The organism is Xenorhabdus innexi (genome assembly GCF_002632485.1).
GTDB lineage: Bacteria > Pseudomonadota > Gammaproteobacteria > Enterobacterales > Enterobacteriaceae > Xenorhabdus > Xenorhabdus innexi.
Window position 1 is genome coordinate 1 of the sequence record NZ_NIBU01000048.1, and the last position, 24,873, is coordinate 24,873.

At 44.1% G+C, this 24,873-nt stretch carries 43 protein-coding genes; 5 read left to right on the plus strand and 38 right to left on the minus strand.

Annotated elements, in window-relative coordinates:
- Positions 1-416 precede the first annotated feature (416 nt).
- Positions 417-971: a gamma carbonic anhydrase family protein gene (locus tag Xinn_RS15455; RefSeq protein ID WP_086955028.1), complete on the plus strand. Its 555-nt coding sequence runs from the start codon at positions 417-419 to the stop codon at positions 969-971.
- On the opposite strand, the gene Xinn_RS15460 is transcribed toward Xinn_RS15455, so the two are convergent.
- From Xinn_RS15460 to dprA, 5 genes are all read right to left on the minus strand, one after another.
- Entirely contained in the window at positions 938-1,207 is a 270-nt protein-coding gene (locus Xinn_RS15460) for a DUF1488 family protein (protein ID WP_086955027.1), read from the minus strand. The genes Xinn_RS15455 and Xinn_RS15460 overlap by 34 nt on opposite strands.
- Positions 1,207-2,022 (minus strand): shikimate dehydrogenase, encoded by an 816-nt coding sequence (gene aroE, locus Xinn_RS15465; protein ID WP_086955026.1) that lies wholly within the window; start codon positions 2,020-2,022, stop codon positions 1,207-1,209. Before aroE ends, Xinn_RS15460 begins: the two co-directional genes overlap by 1 nt.
- A 6-nt stretch (positions 2,023-2,028) precedes the next feature.
- A complete protein-coding gene (gene tsaC, locus Xinn_RS15470; RefSeq protein ID WP_086955025.1) occupies positions 2,029-2,598 on the minus strand; it encodes an L-threonylcarbamoyladenylate synthase type 1 TsaC in 570 nt (189 codons plus the stop codon).
- A gap of 1 nt (position 2,599) precedes the next feature.
- On the minus strand, positions 2,600-3,151 hold the full coding sequence (locus Xinn_RS15475) for a DNA topoisomerase family protein (RefSeq protein ID WP_086955024.1): 552 nt from the start codon (positions 3,149-3,151) through the stop codon (positions 2,600-2,602).
- Between the two features lie 74 nt (positions 3,152-3,225).
- A complete protein-coding gene (gene dprA, locus Xinn_RS15480) occupies positions 3,226-4,302 on the minus strand; it encodes a DNA-protecting protein DprA (RefSeq protein ID WP_086955023.1) in 1,077 nt (358 codons plus the stop codon).
- Positions 4,303-4,434: 132 nt separating this feature from the next.
- Between dprA and def the strand changes: the two genes are divergently transcribed.
- The 4 genes from def (at position 4,435) to trkA (ending at position 8,772) form a co-directional block, all read left to right on the plus strand.
- The gene (gene def / locus Xinn_RS15485) at positions 4,435-4,947 is read left to right on the plus strand and encodes a peptide deformylase (RefSeq protein ID WP_086955022.1); all 513 of its coding nucleotides are present in this window, start codon (positions 4,435-4,437) and stop codon (positions 4,945-4,947) included.
- Positions 4,948-4,971: 24 nt separating this feature from the next.
- Positions 4,972-5,919 (plus strand): methionyl-tRNA formyltransferase, encoded by a 948-nt coding sequence (fmt, locus tag Xinn_RS15490; RefSeq protein ID WP_086955021.1) that lies wholly within the window; start codon positions 4,972-4,974, stop codon positions 5,917-5,919.
- 91 nt (positions 5,920-6,010) lie between these two features.
- Positions 6,011-7,297 (plus strand): 16S rRNA (cytosine(967)-C(5))-methyltransferase RsmB, encoded by a 1,287-nt coding sequence (gene rsmB / locus Xinn_RS15495; protein WP_086955020.1) that lies wholly within the window; start codon positions 6,011-6,013, stop codon positions 7,295-7,297.
- 98 nt (positions 7,298-7,395) lie between these two features.
- Positions 7,396-8,772 (plus strand): Trk system potassium transporter TrkA, encoded by a 1,377-nt coding sequence (gene trkA / locus Xinn_RS15500; protein WP_086955019.1) that lies wholly within the window; start codon positions 7,396-7,398, stop codon positions 8,770-8,772.
- Positions 8,773-8,817: 45 nt separating this feature from the next.
- Here the strand turns inward: trkA and Xinn_RS15505 are convergent, their stop codons facing one another.
- The 33 genes from Xinn_RS15505 to Xinn_RS15665 all read right to left on the minus strand — a co-directional run.
- Positions 8,818-9,018 (minus strand): alternative ribosome-rescue factor A, encoded by a 201-nt coding sequence (locus Xinn_RS15505; RefSeq protein WP_086955018.1) that lies wholly within the window; start codon positions 9,016-9,018, stop codon positions 8,818-8,820.
- Positions 9,019-9,096: 78 nt separating this feature from the next.
- A complete protein-coding gene (zntR, locus tag Xinn_RS15510; RefSeq protein WP_086955017.1) occupies positions 9,097-9,510 on the minus strand; it encodes a Zn(2+)-responsive transcriptional regulator in 414 nt (137 codons plus the stop codon).
- Between the two features lie 184 nt (positions 9,511-9,694).
- A complete protein-coding gene (rplQ, locus tag Xinn_RS15515; RefSeq protein ID WP_069317322.1) occupies positions 9,695-10,087 on the minus strand; it encodes a 50S ribosomal protein L17 in 393 nt (130 codons plus the stop codon).
- 40 nt (positions 10,088-10,127) lie between these two features.
- A complete protein-coding gene (locus Xinn_RS15520) occupies positions 10,128-11,117 on the minus strand; it encodes a DNA-directed RNA polymerase subunit alpha (RefSeq protein ID WP_086955016.1) in 990 nt (329 codons plus the stop codon).
- A 25-nt stretch (positions 11,118-11,142) separates the two neighbouring features.
- Positions 11,143-11,763: a 30S ribosomal protein S4 gene (gene rpsD / locus Xinn_RS15525; RefSeq protein ID WP_086955015.1), complete on the minus strand. Its 621-nt coding sequence runs from the start codon at positions 11,761-11,763 to the stop codon at positions 11,143-11,145.
- 37 nt (positions 11,764-11,800) lie between these two features.
- Positions 11,801-12,190: a 30S ribosomal protein S11 gene (gene rpsK / locus Xinn_RS15530; RefSeq protein ID WP_002919257.1), complete on the minus strand. Its 390-nt coding sequence runs from the start codon at positions 12,188-12,190 to the stop codon at positions 11,801-11,803.
- A gap of 15 nt (positions 12,191-12,205) precedes the next feature.
- Positions 12,206-12,562, minus strand: coding sequence for a 30S ribosomal protein S13 (gene rpsM / locus Xinn_RS15535; RefSeq protein ID WP_086955014.1), 357 nt, complete (start codon positions 12,560-12,562; stop codon positions 12,206-12,208).
- 147 nt (positions 12,563-12,709) lie between these two features.
- Positions 12,710-12,826 carry a 50S ribosomal protein L36 gene (rpmJ, locus tag Xinn_RS15540; protein ID WP_012768118.1) on the minus strand — a complete coding sequence of 39 codons (117 nt, stop codon included), beginning with the start codon at positions 12,824-12,826 and terminating at the stop codon, positions 12,710-12,712.
- Positions 12,827-12,858: 32 nt separating this feature from the next.
- Positions 12,859-14,190: a preprotein translocase subunit SecY gene (gene secY / locus Xinn_RS15545; RefSeq protein WP_086955013.1), complete on the minus strand. Its 1,332-nt coding sequence runs from the start codon at positions 14,188-14,190 to the stop codon at positions 12,859-12,861.
- A gap of 7 nt (positions 14,191-14,197) precedes the next feature.
- The gene (gene rplO, locus Xinn_RS15550; protein WP_086955012.1) at positions 14,198-14,632 is read right to left on the minus strand and encodes a 50S ribosomal protein L15; all 435 of its coding nucleotides are present in this window, start codon (positions 14,630-14,632) and stop codon (positions 14,198-14,200) included.
- 3 nt (positions 14,633-14,635) lie between these two features.
- A complete protein-coding gene (rpmD, locus tag Xinn_RS15555) occupies positions 14,636-14,815 on the minus strand; it encodes a 50S ribosomal protein L30 (protein ID WP_008913894.1) in 180 nt (59 codons plus the stop codon).
- A 5-nt stretch (positions 14,816-14,820) separates the two neighbouring features.
- Positions 14,821-15,321 carry a 30S ribosomal protein S5 gene (gene rpsE, locus Xinn_RS15560; RefSeq protein WP_086955011.1) on the minus strand — a complete coding sequence of 167 codons (501 nt, stop codon included), beginning with the start codon at positions 15,319-15,321 and terminating at the stop codon, positions 14,821-14,823.
- Between the two features lie 14 nt (positions 15,322-15,335).
- Positions 15,336-15,689 carry a 50S ribosomal protein L18 gene (gene rplR, locus Xinn_RS15565; protein ID WP_086955010.1) on the minus strand — a complete coding sequence of 118 codons (354 nt, stop codon included), beginning with the start codon at positions 15,687-15,689 and terminating at the stop codon, positions 15,336-15,338.
- Positions 15,690-15,698: 9 nt separating this feature from the next.
- The gene (gene rplF / locus Xinn_RS15570; protein WP_086955009.1) at positions 15,699-16,232 is read right to left on the minus strand and encodes a 50S ribosomal protein L6; all 534 of its coding nucleotides are present in this window, start codon (positions 16,230-16,232) and stop codon (positions 15,699-15,701) included.
- Positions 16,233-16,246: 14 nt separating this feature from the next.
- The gene (gene rpsH / locus Xinn_RS15575; protein WP_086955008.1) at positions 16,247-16,639 is read right to left on the minus strand and encodes a 30S ribosomal protein S8; all 393 of its coding nucleotides are present in this window, start codon (positions 16,637-16,639) and stop codon (positions 16,247-16,249) included.
- A 33-nt stretch (positions 16,640-16,672) separates the two neighbouring features.
- On the minus strand, positions 16,673-16,978 hold the full coding sequence (rpsN, locus tag Xinn_RS15580) for a 30S ribosomal protein S14 (RefSeq protein ID WP_010847489.1): 306 nt from the start codon (positions 16,976-16,978) through the stop codon (positions 16,673-16,675).
- 12 nt (positions 16,979-16,990) lie between these two features.
- Positions 16,991-17,530 (minus strand): 50S ribosomal protein L5, encoded by a 540-nt coding sequence (rplE, locus tag Xinn_RS15585; protein ID WP_004246952.1) that lies wholly within the window; start codon positions 17,528-17,530, stop codon positions 16,991-16,993.
- 13 nt (positions 17,531-17,543) lie between these two features.
- Positions 17,544-17,858: a 50S ribosomal protein L24 gene (gene rplX / locus Xinn_RS15590; protein ID WP_086955007.1), complete on the minus strand. Its 315-nt coding sequence runs from the start codon at positions 17,856-17,858 to the stop codon at positions 17,544-17,546.
- A 10-nt stretch (positions 17,859-17,868) separates the two neighbouring features.
- A complete protein-coding gene (rplN, locus tag Xinn_RS15595; protein WP_010847486.1) occupies positions 17,869-18,240 on the minus strand; it encodes a 50S ribosomal protein L14 in 372 nt (123 codons plus the stop codon).
- Between the two features lie 175 nt (positions 18,241-18,415).
- The gene (gene rpsQ / locus Xinn_RS15600) at positions 18,416-18,670 is read right to left on the minus strand and encodes a 30S ribosomal protein S17 (protein WP_086955006.1); all 255 of its coding nucleotides are present in this window, start codon (positions 18,668-18,670) and stop codon (positions 18,416-18,418) included.
- On the minus strand, positions 18,670-18,861 hold the full coding sequence (gene rpmC, locus Xinn_RS15605; RefSeq protein ID WP_010847484.1) for a 50S ribosomal protein L29: 192 nt from the start codon (positions 18,859-18,861) through the stop codon (positions 18,670-18,672). The genes rpsQ and rpmC overlap by 1 nt, the downstream gene beginning before the upstream one ends.
- Positions 18,861-19,271, minus strand: coding sequence for a 50S ribosomal protein L16 (rplP, locus tag Xinn_RS15610; RefSeq protein ID WP_036773456.1), 411 nt, complete (start codon positions 19,269-19,271; stop codon positions 18,861-18,863). The genes rpmC and rplP overlap by 1 nt, the downstream gene beginning before the upstream one ends.
- Positions 19,272-19,283: 12 nt before the next feature.
- Entirely contained in the window at positions 19,284-19,985 is a 702-nt protein-coding gene (gene rpsC, locus Xinn_RS15615; RefSeq protein WP_010847482.1) for a 30S ribosomal protein S3, read from the minus strand.
- A gap of 17 nt (positions 19,986-20,002) precedes the next feature.
- Entirely contained in the window at positions 20,003-20,335 is a 333-nt protein-coding gene (gene rplV / locus Xinn_RS15620; protein WP_038240485.1) for a 50S ribosomal protein L22, read from the minus strand.
- A 14-nt stretch (positions 20,336-20,349) separates the two neighbouring features.
- The gene (gene rpsS / locus Xinn_RS15625; protein ID WP_011148791.1) at positions 20,350-20,628 is read right to left on the minus strand and encodes a 30S ribosomal protein S19; all 279 of its coding nucleotides are present in this window, start codon (positions 20,626-20,628) and stop codon (positions 20,350-20,352) included.
- A 14-nt stretch (positions 20,629-20,642) separates the two neighbouring features.
- Entirely contained in the window at positions 20,643-21,467 is an 825-nt protein-coding gene (gene rplB / locus Xinn_RS15630; protein WP_086955005.1) for a 50S ribosomal protein L2, read from the minus strand.
- 19 nt (positions 21,468-21,486) lie between these two features.
- The gene (gene rplW / locus Xinn_RS15635; protein WP_086955004.1) at positions 21,487-21,789 is read right to left on the minus strand and encodes a 50S ribosomal protein L23; all 303 of its coding nucleotides are present in this window, start codon (positions 21,787-21,789) and stop codon (positions 21,487-21,489) included.
- Entirely contained in the window at positions 21,786-22,391 is a 606-nt protein-coding gene (gene rplD, locus Xinn_RS15640; RefSeq protein WP_086955003.1) for a 50S ribosomal protein L4, read from the minus strand. The genes rplW and rplD overlap by 4 nt, the downstream gene beginning before the upstream one ends.
- Before the next feature lie 16 nt (positions 22,392-22,407).
- The gene (rplC, locus tag Xinn_RS15645) at positions 22,408-23,040 is read right to left on the minus strand and encodes a 50S ribosomal protein L3 (RefSeq protein WP_086955002.1); all 633 of its coding nucleotides are present in this window, start codon (positions 23,038-23,040) and stop codon (positions 22,408-22,410) included.
- Positions 23,041-23,072: 32 nt separating this feature from the next.
- Entirely contained in the window at positions 23,073-23,384 is a 312-nt protein-coding gene (gene rpsJ / locus Xinn_RS15650) for a 30S ribosomal protein S10 (protein ID WP_001181005.1), read from the minus strand.
- Positions 23,385-23,682: 298 nt separating this feature from the next.
- Positions 23,683-24,159, minus strand: a complete 477-nt coding sequence (gene bfr, locus Xinn_RS15655) for a bacterioferritin (RefSeq protein ID WP_086955001.1) — start codon at positions 24,157-24,159, stop codon at positions 23,683-23,685.
- 76 nt (positions 24,160-24,235) lie between these two features.
- On the minus strand, positions 24,236-24,430 hold the full coding sequence (bfd, locus tag Xinn_RS15660) for a bacterioferritin-associated ferredoxin (RefSeq protein WP_086955000.1): 195 nt from the start codon (positions 24,428-24,430) through the stop codon (positions 24,236-24,238).
- Between the two features lie 244 nt (positions 24,431-24,674).
- On the minus strand, positions 24,675-24,873 hold a 199-nt coding region (locus Xinn_RS15665), incomplete at its 5' end, for an EF-Tu C-terminal domain-related protein (protein ID WP_479688276.1).

Below are 24,873 nucleotides of genomic sequence, written 5' to 3' on the forward strand. Positions count from 1 at the left end.
AAGACTTTAATCTTTTTTGCCTTTCGGCATGTCGATAGGGTCTTGCGAGTGCCCACACAGATTGTCTGATAAATTGTTAAAGAGCGGGGCAACCGGAAGGTTTCTTCCGTGTTGCGAGGCTGCGTATCTTACGCTTTTCGCCTCGGGAGTCAAGCGTTTATTTTCGCTTTTTTCCCGCTGTCCTCGGCGGCGTGTCTCAGCTCAGCGTCGGTCAGTGGTGGCGCATTATAGGGAGTTTTACGGCGCTGACAACCCTTTTTTGCAATTTTATTTTTGATCGCTTATTTTTTGCTCTCACCAATATAAAAACCGTCCAATAAGGATGAAATTAATGCAAATTTACCAATTATGTGGTGATCTTTTCTTCAATAACATTCCATGCAATATTATGCTCTCTTACCGTTATTGAGGTTTTTATGTCTACCGTTTTACGTAACTACTTAAACTTGCGGCCTCAAATTGGCCAAAGAACGATGCTGGACCCTTCTTCTATAGTGATTGGCGATGTCAGATTGGCTGATGATGTGAGTATCTGGCCATTGGTTGTCATCCGTGGTGATGTCAATTATGTTGCTATTGGATCTCGTACGAATATACAGGACGGTTCTATTCTACATGTGACTCATAAATCATCTGATAATCCTGATGGCTTCCCACTAATCATAGGTGAAGACGTCACTGTCGGTCACAAAGCAATGTTACATGGCTGTTCAATTGGAAACCGAGTACTTGTTGGAATGGGTTCAATTCTGCTTGATGGTTCTATTATTGAAGACAATGTCATTATTGGAGCCGGTAGCCTTGTTCCACCAAGAAAAATATTAGAAAGTGGATATCTATATATAGGCAGCCCCGTCAAGCAAGTGAGAAAACTCAAGCATGAAGAACTGGAAGGGCTGCTTTATTCTGCTAATAATTATGTCCACTGGAAAGATAATTACTTAGCCGATATATCAGACGATAAAGAGTAACGCCCAAATTGATCATCCTGCCCACGTAGGATGGTTTCTTCAAATTCCTCTTCCAAATCCCAACGATGTTGACGAAATAGCTTAAGTGGATGAAAGTCATTACCATAACGCTGAGTTAATTCATCAGCACTGATCAGGCACTGCACCAATAGCCCGTTTACCATAGCAGGAAAGATAACTTTATTCTCCTGCTCATCCCACTCTTCACGATCAGGAAACTGAATTGCTTGATTCATTAGTATAATTCTTCTCTTAAAGCAGCTAAAACAGGTTCTACTTCCGGTAAGACACCATGCCAAAGTTCAAAGGCATGTGCCGCTTGCCCCACTAGCATCCCTAATCCATCAGCCAAACATGAGACTCCATTCCGTTGGGCAAAATGAAGAAAAGGAGTTAACTGGCTTTGATAGTACATGTCATAACAAGCACTATCATTACGAAAAATTGATGGTGATATTTCAGGTACACTCCCATCAAGACCAGAAGCGGTAGCGTTGATGATCAGATCAAAATCAGGGGCTAAAAGAGACTGTATTTCAACGGCCTGAATATGACCAAATGAAGAAAACATATTCACTATACCTTGCGCACGTGTAAAAGTGCGATTAGTAATAGTTACACTACATCCAAAGTCTAATAAGGGAGATATTACCCCTTTTGCTGCACCACCAGCCCCAATAATCAGAACATTCTGCCCTTTACTAATGAAATTAAGTCGCTGCAAATCGGCAAATAATCCGACTCCATCAGTGTTATCACCCAAAAGTTGATTATTTTCAATTAGCTTGAGTGTGTTAACTGCACCGCAGCGTTTCGCTCGCTCACTCAGTTGATGTGCACACTCATAAGCACGCTCCTTAAAGGGAACAGTAATATTCGCCCCTAAACCACCTTGCTTAAAAAATTGCTCCAATACTTGTTCAAAGCATTCTAATGGAGCCAGTACCCTCCCATATTGGTGCTCAATACCCGTTTGTTGGGCAAATAATTGATGAATATAAGGAGATTTACTGTGAGCAATTGGATTACCAAAAACTGCGAATCTATCCATTATTCCCTACCCTTGCCGATATAGTTTACCTGTCAAAGCATCCCTGATTTCTGATGGGTTCTTACGTCCACCAACTTCCCCTTCCAGCACGGGAAAATCATTACCGAATTGCCGACGAACTTCTTCTGAACTCCGACATGGTTCCAATCCGCTGAGATTTGCACTGGTTGATACAAGAGGTTTGCCATAAAGGGTACACAATTCTCTGACTAAAGGATGATCGGTCACACGGACTGCCAATGTTGAAAATTTCCCAGTCAACCACTTTGGCGTTATGGATTTGGCTGGTATAACCCATGTCACCGGTCCCGGCCAAAAAGAAAAGATCGTCTTTTTTTGCTCATTACCCAACTGCCTATCATCAATATAGGGGCATAACCTCTCATAATCATCAGCAATGAGGATTAACCCTTTTTCCTTGGGTCTATTTTTTAGTAACAATAATTCATTAACCGCTTTTTCGCTGTCAGGATCGCAGCCCAATCCAAAAACGGCTTCTGTTGGATAAGCAATGACTTTTTCTTCTTTTAAAGCCGTAATAATTACATCAAATTCAGGAGAGACTTCATTACTCATTTTATTTCTCTGTTTCAATGGATTGCTGTTTTCTGCACAACTTACTGGCACAAAACAGTTTAATGCCTTGAACCGTTTTCTTTTCTATCAACAAAGGATAATGACAAAGCTCACACTCACCCTGTACCGGTTTATTATTCAGTATGAACTGGCATTCAGGATATCGATTACAAGCGTGAAATGTTTTACCAAATCGCGACTTACGTTGAAGTAATTTCCCTTGTTGGCACTGAGGACAATTAACTGAAGTGTCATCAGGCTTATCAATTAATTCAATATGATTACACTCTGGATAATTGCTACAGCCAATAAACATACCATATCGCCCTTGCCGTAAAACCAAAGTTGAACCGCACTCAGAACAAATTTGTCCATCAAGTTCCTTAATAATATGTCCATCTGATGATATCTTTAACGGTCGAACATAACAGCATGATGGGTAATTAGAACAAGCATAAAAGGTGCCATGAGTCCCGTTGCGGATTACTAATTTATCCCCACACTCAATGCAATATTCTGCTTGTTTTACTGTAAAGGGTACTTTTTTAGACATGCCTTACTCACTGAACACTAATCACGATATTTATTGGAAAACCATAAAATTCAGGCGAGAGAAAATTCAATATCTCAATTCACCCGAATATAGCCACCAGCAACAACAACTACTTTTCCCATTAGCTCAAGCTCCAATAATTGAGTCATGACTTCTGTAATAGGAAGAGAAGAACGCTGAGCAATTATATCAACAGGTGTAACTACATCACTTACGTTAACCAGCACATCAGCAAATGGCAACTCTGTTTGCTCAAATTGTTTATTATCCTCTTGTTCCAAATTAACCCATTGAAAATTAGCATTAATATTTTCCATTATATCAATCACACTGGTTGCTAAATAAGCTCCTTGCTTAATTAGCCAGTGATTCCCTTCACTTGAAGGCCCTCCTAATGGACCCGGTAATGCAAAAATATCCCTCCCTTGTTCAAGTGCACAGCGTGCTGTGATCAATGAACCACTCTTTTGGTGAGCTTCTACAATAAGAATCGCCAGGCTTAATCCGCTAATAATCCGATTTCGTCTTGGGAAGTTTTTAGCTTTAGGCGGTGTGTCAGGGAAAAATTCAGAAACCAAAGCACCATTTTCTTTAATACAGCAGGCCAAAGCTCGATGGCGATTAGGATAGATATACTTAAGGCCACTCCCCAATACAGCAACCGTTCTTCCACCTACATCAATAGCAGCCTGATGACAGATACCATCAATCCCGACCGCCAGCCCACTGGTTATTACCACTCCATTTTCTGCCAGCCCCCCAGCGAACACCCTTCCCCACTTTTCTCCGTAAAAGCTTGCCGACCGACTACCTACCATTGCAACTTGTTTCTCAGATAGAATGTTCACTTTTCCTGATACAAAAAGAGCGAGTGGAGGGGAATAAATTTGCCTTAATAAAGAGGGATACTCAGGATCAGAAAAGGTCAATAAATGATTTCCTGATTGTTCCAGCCAATTAAGGCTGGAAAGCAGAGTAGAAGGGTTTGCTTTTAAAAACTGTACACACTGTGCGGGTGATAAACCACAATCCCTCATCACAGTATGATTAATACTTTTAATCTGTAGCAGGCGCTCGATAATAGGCACTGCTTTTTCAGCTGAAAGATGAGAAACCATTTTCATCCTCAGCCATATTTCCATCTCTTCCATTATTGTCATCCTGACTCGATACATCGTCATACTTACATGATTAATTTGTAGGCAATACTGTCAATCTAATCAGGAAATGTCTAGAATAGGCGCTAATTATCACTCACTTTTTGGATGCAGTTCTAAACATATATGTCAGTTTTACAAGTATTACATTATCCAGATGAGCGGCTTCGCACAGTTGCCAAGCCAGTTGAAAAAGTCGATGCAAAAATCCAACGTATCATTGATGATATGTTTGAAACGATGTACGCAGAAGAAGGGATCGGCTTAGCAGCAACTCAAGTTGATATTCATCAGAGAATTGTTGTTATTGATGTTTCAGAGAACCGTGATCAGAGACTTGTACTTATTAATCCAGAATTAGTAACCGAGTCGGGGGAAACAGGTATCGAAGAAGGTTGTTTATCAGTTCCTGAACAACGTGCATTTGTGCCACGATTCGAGCAAGTAAAAATTAAGGCTCTGGATTATTACGGTCAACCGTTTGAGCTGGAAGCCGATGGTCTATTGGCGATTTGTATTCAACATGAAATGGATCACTTACTCGGTAAACTCTTCGTAGATTACCTATCTCCGTTAAAACGCCAGCGTATTCGCCAGAAAGTCGAGAAAATTGATCGACTAAGAGCCAAAGCAAAGTAAACTTTATCATTGTAGGAAATAACAGTGCCTAATTCTTTACGTATTATTTTTGCCGGAACCCCTGATTTTGCGGCTCACCACTTGGCGGCCTTATTAAAATCTCAACATCAAATTGTCGGCGTACTCACTCAGCCAGATAAACCGGCAGGAAGGGGTAAAAAACTGACACCAAGTCCTGTAAAAGTATTGGCTGAAGAGCATCATATTCCTGTTTTTCAGCCAAAAACATTACGTACAGAAGAAAGCCAACAATGGGTCATGGAACAACAAGCCCATATCATGGTTGTCGTTGCATATGGTTTGATCCTTCCCCAAGCAGTATTAGATATACCATCGTTAGGGTGTCTCAATGTTCACGGTTCTTTATTACCTAATTGGCGCGGTGCTGCACCGATTCAGCGGGCTATCTGGGCCGGGGATAAAGAAACAGGAGTAACAATTATGCAAATGGATGCAGGCCTTGATACAGGTGATATGCTGTTAAAAGCAACCTGCCCAATTACAAACGAAGATACGACTGCCAGCCTGTATGATAAACTTGCTGATATCGGCTCTGATGCGTTACTCGATACATTAAATCTAATCACATCAGGCAATAGCCAGCCTGAAAGCCAAGATAATCACCTTGCCACCTACGCCGAAAAACTCAGCAAAGATGAGGCAAGAATGGATTGGAGTTTATCTGCAACCCAGCTTGAACGTTGTGTTCGTGCATTCAATCCTTGGCCAATGAGCTATTTCTTTATTGATGAGCACCCCATCAAGGTATGGAAGGCTAGTGCTATTAACGGGAAATCGGAGCAATCCCCAGGGACAATTGTTCATGCGGATAAAAAAGGCATTCAGGTTGCTACAGCTGATGGGATATTGAATATTACTCAATTGCAGCCTCCTGGCAAAAAAGCAATGTCAGCTGCCGATTTATTAAACTCTAAGCGCGAGTGGTTCATTCCGGGTCACAAAATCAACTAATATTCACTGCCTGTATGGTGTCAGCATACAGGCATCTTCTCGCTTTCTACTACTATTATTATGCTGATGAAATTCAGCTTTTGACCATGCAATGAAAAATACATATAACCTGCGAAGCATCGCTGCAAAAGCGATTAACCAAGTGCTGGAGCAAGGACAGTCACTCAGCACTGTTATACCTGAACTCCAACAAAAAATATCTGATAAAGATAAAGCTCTCCTTCAGGAACTCTGCTTTGGTGTAATGAGAGTTTTACCTCAGTTGGAATGGTTTATAGCCCAATTAATGGCAAAACCATTAAAAGGTAAGCAACGCATTTTCCATTATTTGATCATGGTTGGAATGTATCAACTTACGTATACACGCATACCTGCCCATGCTTCGATTGCAGAAACAGTTAATGGAGCAATCAGTTTAAAACGTCCACAATTGAAAGGACTAATTAATGGTGTTCTTCGACAATTTCAGCGTCAACAACAAAAGCTTGTCGAAAAATCTAATGATGCCACTCATCATTTCCACCCCAAATGGCTATTAACTCGAATTCAGAAAGCTTATCCACATAATTGGCAACATATTGTCAATGCGAATAATCAAAAACCACCTATGTGGTTGCGTGTTAATCAGATACATCACTCTGCTAATGAATACCTTACCTTGCTGCAAAAAGCCAATATAGCCGCAGAATTAGATGAAGGTCATCCCAATGCAATTCGCCTATTGAATCCTTGTCCCGTCAATATGCTACCCGGATTTGATAAAGGCTGGGTCACCATTCAAGACCGTTCTGCACAAGGTTGTGCTGAATTACTAATACCATCTGATGAAGAAAAAATACTTGATCTTTGTGCAGCCCCAGGTGGAAAAACAACTCACATACTTGAGATGGCACCAAACGCCAAAGTGCTTGCCGTTGATATTGATGAACAAAGAATTAAGCGTGTGGAAGAAAATTTACAACGCCTTAATTTAAACGCTGTCATCAAGACTGGTGATGGACGTTTTCCGCACAAATGGGCTGACGGAGAACAGTTTGATCGTATTCTCCTTGATGCACCATGTTCAGCAACAGGTGTGATCCGTCGCCATCCAGATATCAAATGGTTAAGAAGAAATGAGGATATTGATCAGTTAGTTATACTACAATCTGAAATTCTGGATGCTATTTGGCCGTACTTAAAAAAAGGCGGGACTTTGGTTTATGCCACATGCTCAATTTTACCTGATGAAAATAATGAACAAATTAAAGCATTCTTAAAACGCCATACAGACGCCAAACTCTCTGGAACAGGCACACACGAAATACCAGGAATTCAAATTATTCCAGAAATAGAGGGGGGTGATGGCTTCTTTTATGCTCGATTGACTAAGCAATAGTAGAATAGCTTTTCTCTCGCTCGATAGAGCGAGAGAATGTAATGACTTTGCTAAGATAGCAAAATAATTGCGACTTTTAACACATAAAGAGAGTAGCTATGAAGATAATTATCCTAGGTGCTGGTCAAGTTGGTGGAACATTAGCTGAAAATTTGGTTGATGAAAACAATGATATTACTGTTGTTGATACTGATACTGATCGCTTACGCCAGTTGCAGGACAAATTTGATCTCCGGGTTGTAAATGGCCATGGCTCTCATCCCAGGGTATTGAGAGAAGCCGGAGCTGAAGATGCTGATATGCTAGTTGCTGTTACAAATTCAGATGAAACCAACATGATCGCATGCCAGATCGCCTATTCTCTATTTAATACCCCGAATAAAGTCGCCAGAATCCGTTCATCAGAATATATTCGTGAATCAGAAAAACTATTTAAGCCCGGAGATATTCCTATCGATTATTTGATATCTCCAGAACAGTTAGTTATAGATTACATCTACAAGCTAATCCAATATCCGGGAGCTTTACAGGTTGTTAACTTCTCAGAAGGACGTGTCAGTATTGTTGCAGTAAAAGCTTATTATGGTGGCTCACTTGTGGGAAATGCCTTATCTTCTCTTCGTGAACATATGCCGCATATCGATAGCAAAGTTGCCGCAATATTTCGGCAAGACCGCCCAATAAGACCACAAGGTTCTACAGTTATTGAGGCTGGTGACGAAGTATTTTTTGTTGCTGCATCACAGCATATCAGAGCTGTAATGAGTGAACTACAGCGTCTAGAAAAACCATACAAACGTATCATGATTGTTGGTGGTGGAAATGTTGGTGCAGGTTTAGCATTACGCCTTGAAAAAGATTATAGCGTTAAGCTTATTGAGCATAATCAAGAAAGAGCAACTGAACTCGCAGAGCTATTACACGATACTATTGTATTTTATGGTGATGCCTCTGACCAAGAGCTACTGACAGAAGAGCATATCGAACAAGTCGATGTTTTCATTGCACTAACCAACGATGATGAAGCTAATATCATGTCAGCTATGCTTGCAAAACGAATGGGAGCCAAAAAAGCAATGGTACTTATCCAACGCAGTGCATACGTTGATTTAGTTCAGGGTGGTGTCATTGATATAGCCATCTCACCCCAACAGGCTACAGTATCTGCACTACTTGGTCATGTCCGCAAAGCCGATATCGTCAGTGTATTTTCATTAAGGCGAGGAGTTGCTGAAGCTATTGAAGCCATCGCTCATGGCGACGAACATACATCTAAAGTCGTTGGGCGAAAAATAGGAGATATAAAACTCCCATCAGGAACAACTATTGGTGCTATTGTTCGCGGAGAAGAAGTTATCATCGCTAATGATTACAGTATCATTCAACAAGGTGATCATGTGATCATGTTTATTACAGATAAAAAATTTGTTCCTGAAGTAGAAAAACTATTCCAACCAAGCCCATTCTTTCTATAAGGCACTTACACTCCTATCAAGTCAGAAATATTTGTACTTAGAAAATTAGAAGGCCAATGATAACAACTTGAAAAAATTATTATCATTGGCCTCCCAACCACTACTTTTCCCATGTTTTGCTTTACGATTATAACTTCCCTTGCCTTTTTTATTCTTCTCTACACGCTGTCTGAATAAAGGGTCATGTAGAAGCGCTTCTATAGCATTATCTTTGATAACACCTTTTTTATGGCGATATGTTGTCATAGTGACCTCAAAATATAGTTATTTGATTAAATATAACTTAACAATAGTACTCTTAATGCTCAAGATAATAAAGAAAAATCATTTCCTTGTTGCTCCTTCTTCTAATATTTCCAATATAGAGCAATAAGTACTGGTATGCGCACTACCACAACAAGCATCACTCAGCATTTTTAAAGAGTCACGCATTTTTTGCATTTCTAATAATTTTTCTTCTATTTCTTGTAATCTAGTATCAACGATTTTCTTAGATTCTTGGCAAGTATGATGTTCAGGATCAACGCGAATAGAAAGTAACTCTACAATAGTTTCTAATGTAAAGCCCAATTGCTTTGCATAGCGAATAAAGCGTAATCGCTGTAAGTCCTGTTTTGTATAAAGCCTATAGCCACTTTCTGTTCTTTCTTCATGTTCCATCAACCCTTGTTTCTCATAAAAGCGAACAGTATCAGGTGTAACATTCGCTAACCTAGCCAATTGACCGATGCGATACATAGCAACCTCTAATCAAACGAGAGAATAAAATCAATACTACCAGAATAGATTAATAAATCATCGCTTGGATGTACTGTTCAGAAAATAATTGAAGAGAATAAGATGGAGTGAAGAAGTATTGATAGGATAAATTAAAAGTCGATAAAAAACCGGGTATTATCCCGGTTTTTTATGCTTCTGCAGATTACTCTGCAGATGCTGCTTCTGTCTGAGACTCAGCGGCGCGGTCAACAAGCTCGATGTATGCCATCGGTGCATTGTCACCTGCACGGAAGCCACACTTCAGAATACGAGTGTAACCACCTGCGCGGCTCGCAAAACGCGGGCCCAGTTCATTAAACAGTTTTGCCACGATTTCGTTATCACGAGTACGGGCGAATGCCAGACGACGATTAGCTACGTTGTCGGTCTTGGCAAGAGTAATCAGCGGCTCAACGACGCGACGCAGTTCTTTCGCTTTAGGCAGAGTCGTCTTGATGATTTCATGACGAACCAAAGAACCTGCCATGTTACGGAACATAGCTTGGCGATGGCTGCTGTTGCGGTTCAATTGACGACCACTCTTACGATGGCGCATGACCTTATCCTTCTCAGTAAAACCTTAACCTGTGATCTAGTTATTCATCAGCAATACTTGCTGGTGGCCAGTTTTCCAGACGCATGCCCAGAGAAAGTCCACGTGAAGCCAGTACGTCTTTAATCTCAGTAAGAGATTTTTTACCCAGATTAGGTGTTTTAAGTAACTCAACCTCAGTACGCTGTACCAGATCACCGATGTAGTGGATAGCTTCTGCCTTAAGGCAGTTAGCAGAGCGGACAGTCAATTCCAGATCGTCAACAGGGCGCAGCAGTATCGGATCAAACTCAGGCTTCTCTTCTTTAATCTCTGGTTGACGTACGTCACGTAAATCAACGAAAGCTTCTAGTTGTTCAGCCAGAATAGTAGCTGCACGGCGAATCGCCTCTTCAGGATCGATTGTACCGTTAGTCTCCATCTCGATAACCAGCTTATCCAAGTCAGTACGCTGTTCTACACGAGCTGCTTCAACATTGTAGGCAATACGCTCTACTGGGCTATAGCAAGCATCTACTAACAAACGACCGATAGGGCGCTCATCTTCTTCCGAATGAATTCGGGCAGAAGCCGGCACATAACCACGACCGCGCTGAACTTTAATACGCATGCTAATGGAAGCGCTTTCGTCAGTCAGATGGCAGATTACGTGCTGCGGCTTGACGATTTCAACATCACCATCATGGATGATGTCGGCTGCAGTCACAGGGCCAATGCCAGATTTATTCAAGGTAAGGATGACTTCATCTTTGCCCTGAACTTTCACCGCCAGCCCTTTCAGATTGAGGAGAATCTCCAGGATATCTTCCTGTACACCTTCTTTGGTGCTGTACTCATGCAGTACACCATCAATCTCAACCTCAGTCACCGCACAACCCGGCATAGACGAAAGCAGAATACGGCGCAGTGCGTTGCCAAGAGTATGGCCAAAGCCACGCTCTAATGGCTCAAGGGTCACCTTGGCGTGCGTCGAACTGACTTGCTCGATATCTACCAGGCGCGGTTTTAGAAACTCTGTCACAGAACCCTGCATTGTGTCCTCTCTTTGGTGCTAAGCTTTACTTAGAGTAAAGCTCGACGATCAGGTGTTCGTTAATGTCAGCGGATAGATCAGTACGTTCAGGATTACGCTTGAACACACCTTCCATCTTCGCAGCATCAACTTCCAACCAAGTTGGTTTCTCACGCTGCTCAGCCAGCTCTAAAGCTGCCTTAATACGAGCCTGCTTTTTCGCTTTTTCACGAACGCTGACTACGTCATTCGGGGATACCTGATAAGAAGCGATGTTAACAACGCGACCATTTACCATGATAGCCTTGTGGCTTACCATCTGACGTGATTCAGCACGAGTCGCGCCAAAACCCATACGATAAACGACGTTATCTAAGCGACCTTCCAGCAAAGTCAGCAGGTTTTCACCTGTGTTGCCTTTCAGACGGGTAGCTTCTTTATAGTAGTTACGGAATTGACGCTCCAGAACACCGTATGTACGACGAACTTTTTGTTTCTCACGTAACTGAACACCGTAGTCAGACAGACGCGGTTTGCGTGCGCCGTGCTGGCCTGGTGCTTGTTCTAACTTACACTTGGTGTCAATCGCGCGAACGCCAGACTTCAGGAAAAGGTCTGTACCCTCGCGACGGCTCAGCTTGAGCTTAGGACCCAAATATCTTGCCATTTTCTTTCTCCAACAATCCTAAAAACGAAGACGTATATTAAACGCGACGTTTTTTCGGTGGACGACAACCGTTATGAGGGATCGGAGTCACATCAGTAATATTAGTGATGCGGAAACCAGCCGCGTTCAGGGCGCGAATAGTTGACTCACGGCCCGGACCAGGTCCTTTAACCATAACTTCCAGGTTCTTAATTCCGTATTCTTTTACTGCTTCAGCACAGCGTTCTGCTGCAACCTGAGCTGCAAACGGAGTAGATTTACGAGAACCTCGGAAACCGGAACCACCGGCAGTTGCCCAACCCAAAGCGTTACCCTGACGATCAGTAATAGTAACGATGGTGTTGTTGAAAGAAGCATGGATATGAGCCACACCGTCAGAGACTTGTTTTCTTACACGCTTACGTGCACGAATAGGTGCTTTTGCCATTATTCAATACCCCGATTATTTCTTGATCGGCTTACGCGGACCCTTACGGGTACGTGCATTGGTCTTAGTACGCTGACCGCGAACCGGCAGACCACGACGATGACGTAAACCACGATAGCAACCAAGATCCATCAGACGTTTGATACTCAGGGTTACTTCACGACGCAAATCACCTTCTACAACGTATTTAGCAACTTCGTCACGCAGCTTGTCAATTTGCTCTTCAGACAGCTCACTGATCTTAACATTTTCAGCAATACCCGTTGCCGCACAGATAGCCTGTGAGCGGGTTTTACCGATACCGTAAATCGAAGTTAATGCGATTACAGTATGTTTCTGATCAGGAATGTTAATGCCTGCTATACGGGCCACTATGCACTCCTACAATATTTATTCACTGCAACAAAATTCTGAAAAGCCCGTTTTCAGGATACTCAAATAATGTTGCTGTCAGATAAAAAGATTGGCTGGCTAATTTAGCCAGCTCAACCCAACTTTGCAAGAAAAATATGCGATTAATTAGCCTTGGCGCTGTTTATGCTTAGGCTCTGCACTGCAAATCACACGAACGATACCGTTACGTTTAACGATTTTGCAGTTACGACATAATTTCTTGACGGAAGCACGAACTTTCATTTTTACTCTCCGTAACTTCTCAAGCAAACCGATTAGCGGTTATACCCTTTCAGGTTTGCCTTCTTCAATGCAGACTCATATTGACTCGACATCATCAGAGTTTGCACTTGAGCCATAAAGTCCATGATGACGACAACTACAATCAGTAGGGAAGTACCACCAAAATAGAATGGAACTTTCATTGCATCACGCATGAACTCCGGGATTAAGCAGATAAAAGTAATATATAACGCACCAACTAAGGTCAGACGAGTCATTACTTTATCGATGTACTTAGCCGTTTGCTCTCCCGGACGAATTCCTGGTACAAATGCACCGGACTTCTTCAGGTTATCTGCCGTTTCTCTTGGATTGAACACCAAAGCCGTATAGAAGAAACAGAAGAAGATGATTGCAGATGCATACAATAACACATAAAGCGGTTGACCTGGCTGCAAATACATAGAAATAGTTGTCAACCAATTCCAGTTTGCTCCACTACCAAACCAAGAGGCTATGGTACCAGGGAACAAAATAATACTGGAAGCAAAAATCGCGGGGATAACCCCAGCCATATTCACTTTCAACGGTAAATGTGTACTTTGTGCTGCAAAAACTCTACGACCTTGCTGACGTTTCGCGTAGTTAACAACGATACGACGTTGACCACGCTCCATGAAAACAACGAAGAAAGTTACTGCAAACACTAAGACTGCAACCAACAGCAACAGGAGGAAGTGCAGATCGCCTTGCCGAGCTTGCTCGATGGTGTGACCAATTGCAGGCGGAAGACCCGCAACGATACCAGCAAAGATTATGATTGAAATACCGTTACCAATACCTCGTTCAGTAATCTGCTCACCCAGCCACATCAAGAACATAGTTCCTGTGACCAAACTTACAACAGCCGTGAAGTAGAATGCAAGACCCGGATTGATAACCAAACCTTGCATCCCAGGCATATTCGGCAGCCCAGTTGCAATACCTATTGACTGGAATATTGCCAGCACTAATGTGCCATAACGGGTGTACTGACTGATCTTACGACGACCAGCTTCCCCTTCCTTCTTAATCTCTGCTAAGCGAGGGTTAACCACAGTTAGCAACTGGATAATAATAGATGCAGAAATATACGGCATTATACCCAGTGCAAAGATAGAAGCACGGCTTAAAGCACCACCAGAGAACATGTTGAACATTTCAATGATGGTGCCTCTTTGCTGTTCGAGCAATTTGGCAAGCACAGTGGCATCAATACCAGGGATTGGAATAAAAGAGCCAATACGGAAAACAATCAGAGCTCCAATAACAAACAAAAGTCTGCGTTTTAACTCACCTAATCCGCCTTTGGCACTTTGAAAATCTAATCCTGGTTGTTTAGCCATCTGTTACTTATTCCTCAATTTTACCGCCAGCAGCTTCAATTGCAGCACGGGCGCCTTTAGTAACACGCAAGCCACGCACAGTTACTGCGCGATTGACTTCGCCAGAAAGCATAACTTTCGCGAACTCAATTTGAGGGCCAACAATGTTAGCAGCTTTCAGTGCATTCAGATCGATAACATCGCCTTCAACGTGAGCAAAGTCAGACAGACGAATTTCTGCTGTAACCATTGCTTTACGTGAAGTAAAACCAAATTTTGGTAAACGACGGTACAGAGGCATCTGGCCACCTTCGAAACCACGACGTACGCCACCGCCAGAACGAGACTTCTGACCTTTGTGACCACGGCCGCCAGTTTTACCCAGACCAGAACCGATACCACGACCTACACGTTTAGATGCGTGCTTGGCACCTTCAGCCGGAGACAGAGTATTTAAGCGCATCTGTTACTCCTCAACTTTAACCATATAGGAAACCAAGTTGACCATACCGCGAACCGCTGGTGTATCTTCGCGCTCAACAGTATGACCAATGCGACGCAGACCTAAACCAGTCAGAGTTGCCTTGTGCTTAGGCAAACGACCAATTGAACTGCGAACCTGAGTAATTTTGATAGTCTTAGCCATGGTCATTACCCCAGAATTTCTTCGACGGATTTGCCACGCTTAGCTGCGACCATTTCTGGAGACTTCATGCTGTCTAAAGCATCCAGAGTTGCACGAACCACATTGATTGGGTTAGTGGAACCATAGGTTTTCGCCAGTACGTTACGAACTCCAGCTACTTCCAGAACAGCACGCATCGCACCACCTGCGATGATACCTGTACCTTCATGAGCAGGCTGCATGAACACGCGAGAACCGGTGTGTCCGCCTTTCACTGGGTGGTACAGAGTGCCGCTGTTAAGTGCGACTGTTTTCATATTGCGACGTGCTTTTTCCATCGCTTTCTGGATCGCTGCCGGAACTTCGCGTGCTTTGCCGTAGCCAAAACCAACGCGACCGTTACCATCACCAACTACAGTCAGTGCTGTAAAGCTGAAAATACGGCCACCTTTAACGGTTTTAGATACGCGGTTTACCGCGATCAGCTTTTCCTGCAGTTCGCCAGCTTGTTTTTCGATGTGAGCCATCTTACACCTCTACCTTAGAACTGAAGGCCAGCTTCACGGGCAGCATCTGCCAGTGCCTGGACTCTACCATGATATTGGAAACCAGAACGGTCAAAGGATACGTTTGCAATACCTTTTTCCAGAGCGCGTTCAGCAACAATTTTACCAACTACTGCTGCGGCTTCTTTGTTTCCAGTGAATTTCAGTTGTTCACTGATAGCTTTTTCTGTTGTAGAAGCTGCCACCAGAGTTTCAGAACCATTTGGTGCGATAACCTGCGCATAAATATGGCGAGGGGTACGATGTACCACCAGGCGAGTTGCACCCAGTTCCTGGAGCTTGCGGCGTGCGCGGGTCGCACGACGGATACGAGCTGCTTTCTTATCCATAGTGTTACCTTACTTCTTCTTAGCCTCTTTGGTACGCACGATTTCATCGGCGTAACGAACACCCTTGCCTTTGTATGGCTCAGGACGACGATAGGCACGCAGATCTGCCGCAACCTGACCAATCACCTGCTTATCAGCACCTTTCAGTACGATTTCAGTTTGTGATGGGCATTCCGCAGTAATGCCTGCAGGCAGTTGATGTTCAACCGGATGCGAGAAGCCTAAAGACAAGCTAACAGAGTTGCCTTTAACTGCCGCACGGTAACCAACACCTACCAGTTGGAGCTTCTTCGTGAAGCCTTCGTTAACACCGATAACCATTGCATTCAGCAGAGAACGAGTTGTACCCGCCTGTGCCCAAGCATCTGCAAAACCTTCGCGTGGAGCGAAAGTCAGTTGGTTATCTGCATGTGTAACTTCAACTGCGCTGTGGATTTCACGACTCAATTCGCCGTTTTTACCCTTAATCGAAATAACCTGACCGTTGAGTTTAACCTCTACGCCGGCAGGAATGACGACGGGTGCTTTTGCAACACGAGACATTCTTTCCTCCCGAATTAAGCTACGTAGCAGAGAATCTCGCCACCCAGACCAGCCTGGCGAGCTGCACGATCAGTCATTACACCTTTAGAGGTAGAAATAACAGCGATACCCAAGCCAGCCATAACTTGTGGCAGCTCATCTTTTTTCTTATAGATGCGCAGACTTGGGCGGCTTACACGCTGAATGCTTTCTACAACAGCCTTGCCTTGGAAGTACTTCAGAGTCACTTCCAGTTCTGGCTTGGTGTCGCCTTCGATTTTAAAATCTTCAATATAACCTTCTTCCTTCAGCACGTTGGCAATTGCCACTTTCAGCTTGGAGGAAGGCATGGTGACCGCAACTTTATTCGCGGCCTGACCGTTACGGATACGGGTCAGCATATCCGCGATCGGATCTTGCATGCTCATCTGTCTTTACTCCCGTGATTCAATTGGTGACAATTACCAGCTAGCCTTTTTAAGGCCCGGGATTTCACCGCGCATTGCGGCTTCACGGACTTTAATACGGCTCAACCCAAACTTCCGCAAAAATGCATGCGGACGCCCAGTTTGACGGCAGCGGTTACGCTGACGGCAAGGGCTGGAATCACGTGGCAGTGTTTGCAGCTTGAGAACAGCATTCCAACGGTCTTCATCAGATGCGTTCACATCAGAGATGATCGCTTTCAGTTCAACGCGTTTTGCGAAGAATTTCTCAGCTAATTTCGCACGTTTTACATCACGTGCTTTCATTGATTGCTTAGCCATGAATACCCTGCCTTACTTGCGGAACGGGAAGTTAAACGCAGCCAACAGTGCGCGGCCTTCATCATCAGATTTCGCAGTAGTGGTGATGGTAATATCCAAACCACGTACACGATCCACTTTATCGTAATCGATTTCAGGGAAGATGATTTGCTCACGAACACCCATGCTGTAGTTACCGCGGCCATCAAATGACTTAGCGGACAAGCCACGGAAGTCACGAATACGTGGTACAGCAATAGAAATCAGGCGCTCAAAGAACTCCCACATGCGTTCGCCACGCAGGGTTACTTTACAGCCGATTGGATAGCCCTGACGGATTTTGAAGCCTGCAACTGATTTGCGTGCTTTGGTGATCAGTGGTTTTTGACCAGAAATTGCTGCCAAATCAGCTGCTGCATTGTCCAGCAGTTTCTTGTCAGCGATTGCTTCACCAACACCCATGTTCAGGGTGATCTTCTCGACCCGAGGGACTTGCATGACAGAATGGTAACCAAACTGACTCATCAGTTTCTGGACTACCTCGTCTTTGTAGTAATCATGCAGTTTCGCCATCGTATACTCCAAATTACTTGATAGTTTCGTTATTAGATTTGAAGAAACGTACTTTTTTGCCGTCTTCGAATCTAAAACCTACACGGTCAGCCTTGCCGGTTTCTGCATTAAAGATTGCAACGTTAGAAACCTGAATTGCTGCTTCTTTTTCAACGATGCCACCTGGTTGATTCAGAGCCGGAACTGGCTTCTGATGTTTTTTAACCAGATTGATACCTTCAACGATAACTTTACCAGAAGAAAGAACCTGTTTTACTTTACCGCGCTTACCTTTGTCTTTACCAGTCAGCACGATAATTTCGTCATCACGACGGATTTTCGCTGCCATTGCCTGCTCCTTAGAGTACTTCAGGTGCCAGAGAGATAATTTTCATGAACTTTTCATTACGAAGTTCACGAGTTACCGGCCCAAAAATACGCGTACCGATAACCTGCTCACTATTGTTGTTCAACAATACGCAAGCGTTGCTATCGAAGCGAATGACAGAACCGTCCGGGCGACGAACACCCTTCTTGGTGCGCACCACTACCGCTTTCAGGACATCACCTTTTTTGACTTTACCACGAGGAATTGCTTCCTTGATGGTGATCTTGATGATATCACCGACATGTGCGTATCGACGGTGCGAGCCACCTAGAACCTTGATACACATTACGCGACGTGCACCGGAGTTGTCGGCCACGTTCAGCATAGTCTGTTCTTGGATCATTTTAGTGCTCCGCTAAATGTCAACTACTACTGAGCCACTTTATTTTTAAAGAAGCCGTTTTAATATCCCACACTACGAGGGCGCGGCATTATAACACCACATCTTCGCGATGGACAGAAAAATAAACGGCCCTGTTATTTTTTGAGCCGTTTATTTCTTATGAGATAACGCCCTATTATAGAACCGCTTTCTCTACAACGCGAACTAAGGCCCAAGATTTAGTCTTAGACAGTGGACGGGTTTCGCGGATTTCCACTACATCACCAATTCCACATTCATTGTTCTCGTCATGTACGTGCAACTTAGTCGTACGCTTGATGAATTTACCATACAGTGGGTGTTTCACCTTGCGTTCAATAGCAACAACAATGGATTTTTCCATTTTGTCGCTAACAACACGACCTTGCAGAGTACGGATTTTATCGGTCATTACGCACCCGCCTTCTCAGTCAGTAAAGTCTTAACGCGTGCAATATTACGACGCACTTGTTTCAACAGATGAGACTGTTGCAGCTGGCCGCTTGCCGCCTGCATACGCAGATTAAACTGTTCACGTAACAGGTTCAGCAGCTCAGTGTTCAGCTCTTCAACGCTTTTTTCGCGCAGCTCTTGTGCTTTCATTACATCACCGTCTTAGTTACAAAGGTGGTTTTGATAGGCAGTTTCGCTGCCGCCAGCTTGAATGCTTCACGGGCCAGCTCTTCAGACACACCGTCCATTTCATACAGGACTTTACCAGGCTGGATCAAGGCAACCCAATACTCTACGTTACCTTTACCTTTACCCATACGCACTTCGAGTGGCTTTTCAGTGATTGGTTTGTCTGGGAACACACGGATCCAGATTTTACCTTGACGCTTAATTGCACGGGTCATAGCACGACGTGCCGCTTCGATTTGACGTGCAGTCAAACGACCACGGCCCACAGCTTTCAGACCGAAAGTGCCGAAGCTAACATCCGCACCGGCAGCCAGACCGCGGTTACGGCCTTTATGCACTTTACGGAATTTCGTACGCTTTGGTTGTAACATCAGCGACTCTCCTTACTTGCGGCCTTTACGCTGCTGCTTTTTAGGTTGAGCAGCCGGTTTTTCCGCCTGTTCAACAGCAGCCATACCACCCAGGATCTCACCTTTGAAGATCCATACCTTAACGCCGATTACACCATAAGTGGTGTGCGCTTCTGAAGTGTTGTAGTCGATATCTGCACGCAGAGTGTGCAGAGGTACACGACCTTCACGATACCATTCAGTACGCGCGATTTCAGCACCGCCCAGACGGCCGCTTACTTCCACTTTGATGCCTTTAGCGCCCAGACGCATTGCGTTCTGTACAGCACGCTTCATAGCACGGCGGAACATAACACGACGTTCCAGCTGTGAGCTGATGCTGTCAGCAACCAGTTTCGCGTCCAGCTCAGGTTTGCGCACTTCGGCAATATTAATCTGCGCAGGAACACCAGCGATGTCCGCTACAGCTTTGCGCAGTTTTTCTACGTCTTCACCTTTTTTACCGATTACGATACCTGGGCGAGCAGTGTGAATAGTCACACGGATGCTTTTCGCAGGACGTTCGATAACGATACGTGAAATAGATGCTTTAACCAGTTCTTTATTCAAGTACTGGCGAACTTTAAAGTCGCTGTCTAGGTTGTCAGCGAATTCTTTGGTATTCGCATACCAGGTAGAGTTCCAAGGTTTGACAATACCCAGACGAATACCATTAGGATGTACTTTCTGACCCATTGCTAGTCTCCAGAGTCTCAGCGATCGGACACAACCACAGTAATGTGGCTGGTGCGCTTCAGGATACGATCTGCACGGCCTTTGGCACGAGGCATAATGCGCTTCATGGTTGGACCTTCGTCTACGAAAATTTTCGCAACTTTCAGATCATCGATGTCAGCGCCATCGTTGTGTTCTGCGTTAGCAATAGCAGACTCAAGTACTTTCTTCACTAAACCAGCAGCTTTCTTGTTGGTATAGGTCAGAGTTTCCAGAGCTTGCGACACTTTCTTACCGCGGATCAGGTCAGCCACAAGGCGAACCTTCTGAGCAGAAGAACGAGCGTGGCGATGTTTAGCGATAGTTTCCATCTCTTCCTCCTACCTTAGCGCTTCTTAGCCTTTTTATCGGCCGCATGGCCGCGATAAGTACGGGTCGGCGCGAATTCACCCAGTTTGTGACCAACCATTTCGTCGGAAACAAAAACTGGAACATGCTGACGACCATTATGGACAGCGATGGTCAAACCGATCATGTTAGGAAAGATCGTTGAACGACGGGACCAAGTCTTAATAGGCTTTTTGTCTCCGCTTTCCACCGCTTTCTCTACCTTCTTCAGCAAGTGCAGGTCAATAAATGGACCTTTCTTGAGAGAACGTGGCATGGTTTATCCTCTAATTATTTTTTAGAACGGCGACGTACGATGTATTGATCAGTACGTTTGTTACTACGGGTCTTCTTACCTTTGGTCTGGATGCCCCATGGAGTTACAGGGTGTTTACCAAAGTTACGACCTTCACCACCACCGTGTGGATGGTCAACTGGGTTCATCGCCGTACCACGAACGGTAGGACGAATACCACGCCAGCGGCTTGCACCAGCTTTACCCAGAACGCGTAGCATGTGTTCTGCGTTACCAACTTCACCTAAAGTCGCACGGCAGTCAGCCAGTACTTTACGCATTTCACCAGAACGCAGACGCAGGGTTACATAAGAACCATCACGTGCAACGATCTGAGCATAAGTACCTGCTGAACGAGCCAGCTGGCCACCTTTACCTGGTTTCATTTCTATGTTGTGAACAGTAGAACCAACCGGGATATTGCGCATTGGCAGAGCATTACCAGCTTTGATTGCAGAATCTGCACCAGACTGGATTTGATCGCCAGCTTTCAGGCCTTTAGGAGCCAGGATGTAACGACGCTCGCCGTCTTTATACAGAACCAGCGCGATGTTTGCTGAACGGTTTGGATCATATTCCAGACGCTCAACAACAGCAGGGATACCGTCTTTGTTACGTTTGAAGTCAATCAGACGATAGTGCTGTTTATGGCCGCCACCGATGTGACGAGTGGTAATACGACCATTGTTGTTACGACCACCAGTTTTGCTGTTTTTTTCTAACAGCGGAGCATAAGGTTTGCCCTTATGCAGCTCAGGGTTAACCACTTTAACAACGTGGCGACGGCCCGGAGACGTAGGTTTACATTTAACAATTGCCATTGTTCTTTACTCCTCCGACTTACTCAGCGCCGCCAACGAAGTCCAGGTTCTGGCCTTCTTTCAGGGTGACGTAAGCTTTTTTCCAGTCGCTACGACGACCAATACGCTGACCGTGGCGTTTAACTTTACCTTTAACCAGCAAAGTGTTCACACCTTCAACTTCGACTTCAAACAGTTTCTGCACAGCAGCTTTAACTTCTGCTTTAGTCGCGTCTCTCGCAACTTTGAGAACGATGGTGTTGCTTTTTTCCATCGCTGTAGAAGCTTTTTCAGATACGTGCGGCGCGCGCAGTACTTTCAGCAGACGTTCTTCACGGATCATGCCAGCATCTCCTCAACTTGCTTCACAGCGTCAGCAGTCATAACCACTTTGTCGAAGGCAATCAGGCTTACTGGATCGATACCCGCTGCATCACGGACGTCAACTTTGTACAAGTTACGAGCTGCTAAGAACAGGTTCTCATCAACTTCACCAGTGACGATCAGCACGTCTTCCAGAGCCATCTCTTTCAGTTTCTGTGCCAGCAGCTTAGTTTTAGGTGCTTCAACAGAGAACTTCTCGACAACGATCAGACGATCTTGACGTACCAATTCAGACAGGATGCTTTTCAGAGCACCACGGTACATCTTTTTATTAACTTTTTGACTGTGGTCCTGTGGTTTCGCTGCGAAAGTTACACCACCAGAGCGCCAGATTGGGCTCTTAATTGAACCAGAACGCGCACGGCCAGTGCCTTTTTGACGCCACGGTTTTTTACCAGAACCAGAAACTTCAGCACGAGTTTTCTGAGCACGAGTACCTTGACGAGCACCAGCTGCATACGCAACAACTACTTGATGCACAAGCGCTTCATTGAAATCACGCCCGAAGGTAGTTTCGGAAACAGTCAGCGCGCTTTGCGCGTCTTTCAATACCAATTCCATTCCTATCTCCTCGACGTTACGCCTTGACAGCCGGTTTTACGATCAGGTTGCTGTTGGTTGCACCAGGTACAGCACCTTTGACCAGCAGCAGGTTGCGCTCTGCGTCAACACGTACTACATCTAGGCTCTGAACGGTTACACGCTCATTACCCAGTTGGCCTGCCATTTTCTTACCTTTGAACACCTTGCCCGGAGTCTGGTTCTGACCGATAGAACCCGGAACACGGTGAGACAGGGAGTTACCGTGCGTAGCATCTTGAGTACGGAAGTTCCAGCGTTTAACAGTACCCGCGAAACCTTTACCTTTAGATGTACCAGTAACGTCGACTTTTTTAACGTCAGCGAAAATTTCAACACTAATGCTTTGACCTACAGCGAACTCTGCATCGTCTTCAGACAGACGGAATTCACGCAGGATGCGACCAGCTTCAACGCCAGCTTTAGCGAAATGACCTGCTTCAGGCTTGTTAACGCGGTTTGCTTTTTTGCTACCAGTCGTTACCTGAATTGCACGATAACCGTCAGTCTCTTTGTTTTTAACTTGAGTTACACGGTTATTTTCGATTTCGATAACAGTTACAGGGATTGAAACGCCATCTTCAGTGAAGATGCGAGTCATGCCCACTTTTTTACCGACTAAACCAATCATTGTTTCAACCTCTCAATCGCTCAATGACCTGATTAACCCAGGCTGATCTGCACGTCTACACCGGCAGCCAGATCCAGACGCATCAGAGCATCAACGGTTTTCTCGGTTGGCTCAACGATGTCAACCAGACGTTTGTGAGTGCGAATTTCGTACTGATCACGCGCATCTTTATTAACGTGCGGAGAAATCAGAACGGTAAAACGCTCTTTACGAGTCGGCAGCGGGATCGGACCACGAACCTGCGCACCAGTGCGCTTAGCGGTCTCTACGATTTCCGCAGTTGATTGATCGATCAAACGATGATCAAATGCTTTAAGGCGGATACGGATTCTTTGGTTCTGCATGAGACCAGAGCTCCAACTATTTTATAAACGTAAATAATTACTCCTCGCACCCATTTCGATTGATGGGGGAGTGTAATCGTTCAATATATAACCCCCATATCGGGAGTATTTTAATATGGCGGTAAATTACCGCTCACACTGATAAAAATCAGCCTACGAAGTAGGTTAGCTCGCGCATTATACGCGAATCACTTCACAATGCAAGACAAGGATGAAATTTATTCAGGGAAATAATAAGGGCAGGCAAAAATATTGAGAAATGAACGCCCTATATGAATTTACAGGGCGTTAATAAACTCTATTCTTCTTCGATAATATGGGCTTGAGTATAGTTTTGTATTCCCATTCGTTTAATCAAATCGAGCTGCGTTTCCAGCCAGTCTATATGATTTTCTTCATCTGCAAGGACTTCAATCATCAAATCCCGGCTCACATAATCGTGAATTGAATCAGCGTATACAATTGCTTCTCTAAGATCCTGAGCACCACGTAATTCCAGTGCCAAATCGGATTGCAACATCTCTTCGACATCTTCACCGATATTGAGTTTACCTAAATCCTGTAAATTAGGGATACCTTCCAGAAATAAAATACGCTCAATATATTTATCTGCATGTTTCATTTCTTCAATAGATTCACGGTACTCAACATCATTCAGGCGCACTAACCCCCAGTTTTTAAACATTCGGGCATGTAAAAAATACTGGTTTATGGCGACAAGTTCGTTACCGAGAAGTTTATTTAGATGGGCAATTATTTTTTTATCACCTTTCATAATCAATTCCTCCGCTTCCAGTACCTACAGTTTAGTACTAATTAAGCAGAGCAATTGCAAGATAATTGTGCTTATTTTAAGCAACATTAATTATAGGGGGTAGCGAAGAGATCTCTTCATTAATGATTTCGCGAGCTTGACGCACACATTTTCCACAATCACTCCCTACAGGCACAAAGTTTTTCAGCTCTCTGATAGAACGAACATTCTGCTGTCGGACAGCATTACGTATGGCTTTATCACTTATTGCGTTGCAGAGGCAGATATACATGGAACACTCTTCTAACTATTTATAATGTTATAACTACTTACGTACTCATTAACGAACTTAATTAGGTTCGACAGCCGTTATAGCTATAAAATAAAGTATATCGTCAAATTCTAAATGTAAATAACTCTCATTTCAATTGTTGTTTCTATTTTATTGTGGAGCTAAATAAAGCTATCATTTTCAATGGCACAAAAAAAAGAGGAGCGAAGGCTCCTCTTTTTCAAAATTTTTTGCTAATCAAAGATTAAGCAATAACTTTAGCAACAACACCTGCACCTACAGTACGGCCGCCTTCACGGATTGCGAAACGCAGACCTTCGTCCATTGCGATTGGCGCAATCAGATTAACTACCATGTTGATGTTGTCACCTGGCATTACCATCTCTACGCCTTCTGGCAGTTCGATAGTACCGGTTACGTCAGTTGTACGGAAGTAGAACTGT

What these genes read in the sequence shown, in the direction of transcription:
- Xinn_RS15455 (WP_086955028.1), top strand. Translation starts at nt 417, where the DNA reads ATGTCTACCGTTTTACGTAACTACTTAAACTTGCGGCCTCAAATTGGC.
- Xinn_RS15460 (WP_086955027.1), bottom strand. Translation starts at nt 1,207, where the DNA reads ATGAATCAAGCAATTCAGTTTCCTGATCGTGAAGAGTGGGATGAGCAG.
- aroE (WP_086955026.1), bottom strand. Translation starts at nt 2,022, where the DNA reads ATGGATAGATTCGCAGTTTTTGGTAATCCAATTGCTCACAGTAAATCT.
- tsaC (WP_086955025.1), bottom strand. Translation starts at nt 2,598, where the DNA reads ATGAGTAATGAAGTCTCTCCTGAATTTGATGTAATTATTACGGCTTTA.
- Xinn_RS15475 (WP_086955024.1), bottom strand. Translation starts at nt 3,151, where the DNA reads ATGTCTAAAAAAGTACCCTTTACAGTAAAACAAGCAGAATATTGCATT.
- dprA (WP_086955023.1), bottom strand. Translation starts at nt 4,302, where the DNA reads ATGGAAGAGATGGAAATATGGCTGAGGATGAAAATGGTTTCTCATCTT.
- def (WP_086955022.1), top strand. Translation starts at nt 4,435, where the DNA reads ATGTCAGTTTTACAAGTATTACATTATCCAGATGAGCGGCTTCGCACA.
- rsmB (WP_086955020.1), top strand. Translation starts at nt 6,011, where the DNA reads ATGAAAAATACATATAACCTGCGAAGCATCGCTGCAAAAGCGATTAAC.
- trkA (WP_086955019.1), top strand. Translation starts at nt 7,396, where the DNA reads ATGAAGATAATTATCCTAGGTGCTGGTCAAGTTGGTGGAACATTAGCT.
- Xinn_RS15505 (WP_086955018.1), bottom strand. Translation starts at nt 9,018, where the DNA reads ATGACAACATATCGCCATAAAAAAGGTGTTATCAAAGATAATGCTATA.
- zntR (WP_086955017.1), bottom strand. Translation starts at nt 9,510, where the DNA reads ATGTATCGCATCGGTCAATTGGCTAGGTTAGCGAATGTTACACCTGAT.
- rplQ (WP_069317322.1), bottom strand. Translation starts at nt 10,087, where the DNA reads ATGCGCCATCGTAAGAGTGGTCGTCAATTGAACCGCAACAGCAGCCAT.
- Xinn_RS15520 (WP_086955016.1), bottom strand. Translation starts at nt 11,117, where the DNA reads ATGCAGGGTTCTGTGACAGAGTTTCTAAAACCGCGCCTGGTAGATATC.
- rpsD (WP_086955015.1), bottom strand. Translation starts at nt 11,763, where the DNA reads ATGGCAAGATATTTGGGTCCTAAGCTCAAGCTGAGCCGTCGCGAGGGT.
- rpsK (WP_002919257.1), bottom strand. Translation starts at nt 12,190, where the DNA reads ATGGCAAAAGCACCTATTCGTGCACGTAAGCGTGTAAGAAAACAAGTC.
- rpmJ (WP_012768118.1), bottom strand. Translation starts at nt 12,826, where the DNA reads ATGAAAGTTCGTGCTTCCGTCAAGAAATTATGTCGTAACTGCAAAATC.
- secY (WP_086955013.1), bottom strand. Translation starts at nt 14,190, where the DNA reads ATGGCTAAACAACCAGGATTAGATTTTCAAAGTGCCAAAGGCGGATTA.
- rplO (WP_086955012.1), bottom strand. Translation starts at nt 14,632, where the DNA reads ATGCGCTTAAATACTCTGTCTCCGGCTGAAGGTGCCAAGCACGCATCT.
- rpmD (WP_008913894.1), bottom strand. Translation starts at nt 14,815, where the DNA reads ATGGCTAAGACTATCAAAATTACTCAGGTTCGCAGTTCAATTGGTCGT.
- rpsE (WP_086955011.1), bottom strand. Translation starts at nt 15,321, where the DNA reads ATGGCTCACATCGAAAAACAAGCTGGCGAACTGCAGGAAAAGCTGATC.
- rplR (WP_086955010.1), bottom strand. Translation starts at nt 15,689, where the DNA reads ATGGATAAGAAAGCAGCTCGTATCCGTCGTGCGACCCGCGCACGCCGC.
- rplF (WP_086955009.1), bottom strand. Translation starts at nt 16,232, where the DNA reads ATGTCTCGTGTTGCAAAAGCACCCGTCGTCATTCCTGCCGGCGTAGAG.
- rpsH (WP_086955008.1), bottom strand. Translation starts at nt 16,639, where the DNA reads ATGAGCATGCAAGATCCGATCGCGGATATGCTGACCCGTATCCGTAAC.
- rpsN (WP_010847489.1), bottom strand. Translation starts at nt 16,978, where the DNA reads ATGGCTAAGCAATCAATGAAAGCACGTGATGTAAAACGTGCGAAATTA.
- rplE (WP_004246952.1), bottom strand. Translation starts at nt 17,530, where the DNA reads ATGGCGAAACTGCATGATTACTACAAAGACGAGGTAGTCCAGAAACTG.
- rplX (WP_086955007.1), bottom strand. Translation starts at nt 17,858, where the DNA reads ATGGCAGCGAAAATCCGTCGTGATGACGAAATTATCGTGCTGACTGGT.
- rplN (WP_010847486.1), bottom strand. Translation starts at nt 18,240, where the DNA reads ATGATCCAAGAACAGACTATGCTGAACGTGGCCGACAACTCCGGTGCA.
- rpsQ (WP_086955006.1), bottom strand. Translation starts at nt 18,670, where the DNA reads ATGACCGATAAAATCCGTACTCTGCAAGGTCGTGTTGTTAGCGACAAA.
- rpmC (WP_010847484.1), bottom strand. Translation starts at nt 18,861, where the DNA reads ATGAAAGCACAAGAGCTGCGCGAAAAAAGCGTTGAAGAGCTGAACACT.
- rplP (WP_036773456.1), bottom strand. Translation starts at nt 19,271, where the DNA reads ATGTTACAACCAAAGCGTACGAAATTCCGTAAAGTGCATAAAGGCCGT.
- rpsC (WP_010847482.1), bottom strand. Translation starts at nt 19,985, where the DNA reads ATGGGTCAGAAAGTACATCCTAATGGTATTCGTCTGGGTATTGTCAAA.
- rplV (WP_038240485.1), bottom strand. Translation starts at nt 20,335, where the DNA reads ATGGAAACTATCGCTAAACATCGCCACGCTCGTTCTTCTGCTCAGAAG.
- rpsS (WP_011148791.1), bottom strand. Translation starts at nt 20,628, where the DNA reads ATGCCACGTTCTCTCAAGAAAGGTCCATTTATTGACCTGCACTTGCTG.
- rplB (WP_086955005.1), bottom strand. Translation starts at nt 21,467, where the DNA reads ATGGCAATTGTTAAATGTAAACCTACGTCTCCGGGCCGTCGCCACGTT.
- rplW (WP_086955004.1), bottom strand. Translation starts at nt 21,789, where the DNA reads ATGATCCGTGAAGAACGTCTGCTGAAAGTACTGCGCGCGCCGCACGTA.
- rplD (WP_086955003.1), bottom strand. Translation starts at nt 22,391, where the DNA reads ATGGAATTGGTATTGAAAGACGCGCAAAGCGCGCTGACTGTTTCCGAA.
- rplC (WP_086955002.1), bottom strand. Translation starts at nt 23,040, where the DNA reads ATGATTGGTTTAGTCGGTAAAAAAGTGGGCATGACTCGCATCTTCACT.
- rpsJ (WP_001181005.1), bottom strand. Translation starts at nt 23,384, where the DNA reads ATGCAGAACCAAAGAATCCGTATCCGCCTTAAAGCATTTGATCATCGT.
- bfr (WP_086955001.1), bottom strand. Translation starts at nt 24,159, where the DNA reads ATGAAAGGTGATAAAAAAATAATTGCCCATCTAAATAAACTTCTCGGT.
- bfd (WP_086955000.1), bottom strand. Translation starts at nt 24,430, where the DNA reads ATGTATATCTGCCTCTGCAACGCAATAAGTGATAAAGCCATACGTAAT.